This is a genomic window from Xanthomonas sp. BRIP62409, from assembly GCF_003992965.1.
GTDB classification, from domain to species: domain Bacteria; phylum Pseudomonadota; class Gammaproteobacteria; order Xanthomonadales; family Xanthomonadaceae; genus Xanthomonas; species Xanthomonas euroxanthea.
Window position 1 is genome coordinate 1 of the sequence record NZ_QEZJ01000003.1, and the last position, 2,784, is coordinate 2,784.

General features: G+C 67.0%; 2 protein-coding genes. One reads left to right on the forward strand and one right to left on the reverse strand.

Features of this window, described 5'->3' with window-relative positions; genetic code table 11:
* Window positions 1–485: 485 nt before the first annotated feature.
* The gene (locus EO170_RS00015; protein ID WP_126941639.1) at window positions 486–1,712 is read right to left on the reverse strand and encodes an acetylornithine transaminase; all 1,227 of its coding nucleotides are present in this window, start codon (window positions 1,710–1,712) and stop codon (window positions 486–488) included.
* Window positions 1,713–1,784: 72 nt separating this feature from the next.
* Between EO170_RS00015 and EO170_RS00020 the strand changes: the two genes are divergently transcribed.
* Entirely contained in the window at window positions 1,785–2,657 is an 873-nt protein-coding gene (locus EO170_RS00020; RefSeq protein WP_104584053.1) for an ion transporter, read from the forward strand.
* The last annotated feature ends 127 nt before the right edge of the window (window positions 2,658–2,784 follow it).

Here is a 2,784-nt window from a genome sequence, read left to right on the forward strand (position 1 = left end):
GGATTGGGGATTGGGGAATCGGGAATCGGGAATCGTTGAGCATCGCGGAACACCTGTCACTCTCTCCGATTACGCAAGACGGCGCTCGCAGCATTGACGCGTCGGCGTCCACGATCAGGGACAGCGTTGGCGCCTTGAGTCGGTGTCGGGTTAACGACGAACGCAGAAGCGAGCCCCTCTCCCGTCGGCAGAGGGGTTGGGGTGAGGGTACGGTAGAGCGATAAAACCCAAACCTCCATGCCCCCCGCCGTTATCCAATCGCTGCTGCAAGAGGGCTGCATCGCGCGCTACGCAGTCCACATCAGCTACGCACCGCGGTCTTCATGCAGATCCTGCAACTGCCGCGCAGGTACGTGCGGCAGCAACACCACGTGCCCTGACAGGGCCTGGCGCAAATCGGGAAACACAACGACCTGCGCCTCCTCCCCAACCGCGCTCACCGGCACAGCGCCGGCCGCGATGGCGCAAAGAAGCGCAGAGGTCGATCACTTCTGCGCGGCGTACTCGGCAACGGCCAGGCGCAGGCGCGCCAGGCCATCGGCCAACTCGGCATCGGTCAGATTCAGTGCCGGCACGAAGCGCAGCACATCCGGCCCCGCCTGCAACAGCAACACGCCATGGTTGGCCGCAAAATCCAGGATCGCGCCGGCCTGCCCGGCATGCGCCGGCGCCAGTACCGCGCCCAGCATCAGGCCGCGTCCGCGGATCTGTGCGAACAGGCCGAACTCGGCGTTGAGCGCCTCCAGGCCGGCGCGCAGCGCCGCCGACTGACGCTTCACATTCTCGGCGATCTGCGGCGAAGCCAGCTTGTGCAGCGCCACCCGCGCCACCGCCGCGGCCAGCGGATTACCGCCGAAGGTGGTGCCGTGCGCGCCGAACTGCATGGTCTCGGCCACCTTCGGGCCGGCCAGCATTGCGCCGATCGGGAAGCCGCCACCCAGCGCCTTGGCCAGCGTCACGATGTCCGGCGTCACCTGCTCCTGCCAATGCGCGAACAGCGTGCCGGTGCGGCCCATTCCGCACTGAATCTCGTCCAGCACCAGCAGCGCATCGTGCTGGTCGCACAGCGCGCGCACGCGGCGCAGGAAACCCGGCGCGGCCGGCATCACCCCGCCTTCGCCCTGGATCGGCTCGACCATCACCGCGGCCACATCGCCCGAGGCCATGGCCGCCTCCAGCGCCGCCACGTCGTTGAAGTCCACATAGCGAAACCCGCCGGGCAGCGGCTCGTAGCCTTCCTGGTACTTGGGCTGCGCGGTCGCGGTGACCGCGGCCAGGGTGCGCCCGTGGAAGCTGCCGCGGAAGGTCACGATGACGCGCTTGTCGGCAAGGCGGCCGTGACTGCTGGCCCACTTGCGTACCAGCTTGATCGCCGCCTCGTTGGCCTCGGTCCCCGAGTTGCACAGGAACACCTTGTGCGCGAAGCGCGAAGCGGTCACCAGCTCTTCGGCCAGCTGCAGCGGCGGTGCGCTGAAGAACACGTTGCTGGTGTGCCACAGCTTGCCGGCCTGTTCGGTCAGCGCGGCCATCAGATCCGGATCGTTGTGCCCCAGCCCGTTGACCGCGATGCCGGCGGACAGATCCACATACTCGCGGCCCTGGTCGTCCCACACGCGACTGCCCTGGCCACGCTCCAGCACCACCTGGCGCGGGCGGTACACCGGCAGGTAGTAATGCGCGAGGGACAGGGGCGAATCGGCAGCGGTGCTCATGATGGTGGGTCGCAGAAGCGGAGGGAGAACACGCATTCTCGCGCATTCGCCGGCCTGCGGCACAATGCGCGGATGCGCCCTTTCTCCGATCCCCAACTCACTCCCGCCACCGACCACGGCTGGCGCCGGCAATGGTTCGACATCATCTACCGGCACGACACCCGTCCGTCGCGCAATTTCGACCTGATGCTGGTGGTGGCGATCCTCACCAGCGTGATGGTGATCATGATCGACAGCGTGCCGCGCATCCATTCGCATTCGGCGCACTGGCTGGTGCCGCTGGAATGGGCGTTCACGGTCCTGTTCACGGTCGAATACGGGTTGCGCCTGGCGGTGGTGCGGCGCCCGCTGCATTACGCCCTCAGCGTGTGGGGCGTGATCGATCTGCTGTCGATCCTGCCCAGCTACCTGTCGTTCTTCGTGCCGGGTGCGCAGACGCTGCTGGTGGTGCGCGTGCTGCGCATCCTGCGCCTGTTCCGCATCCTCAAGCTCACCCGCTACATCGAGGAAAGCGGGCAACTGGTGGACGCGCTCTGGCGCAGCCGGCGCAAGGTGCTGGTGTTCCTGTTCAGCGTGCTCACCATCACCGTGATTGCCGGCGCCACGATGTATGTGATCGAAGGCCCGCAACATGGGTTCACCAGCATTCCGACCAGCATGTACTGGGCCATCGTGACCATGGCCACGGTGGGCTTCGGCGACCTGGTGCCGCAGACCACGCTGGGCCGCTTCGTCACCTCGGCCCTGATCCTGATCGGCTACAGCATCATCGCCGTGCCCACCGGCATCTACACCGCCGAACTGGCCAGCACGCTGCGCGAAGGCGGCCACGCCGGCAAGCGCGATACCCGCAACTGCCCGCGGTGCGGGCTGGAAGGCCACGCGCCGGATGCGCGTTATTGCCGGCAATGTGCCGAGCCGCTGCCGGAGAGTTCCAACGGCTGACGCGGTGCTGCGGCCTTGACGCGACGACTGCGGCCATCGATCAGTGGCCGCAGATAGAGCAACTGATACGGCCTAGTAGATCAGCCGTAGCGCCGATGATCTGCGACTTTGCTGCAGGCCCTCCCCC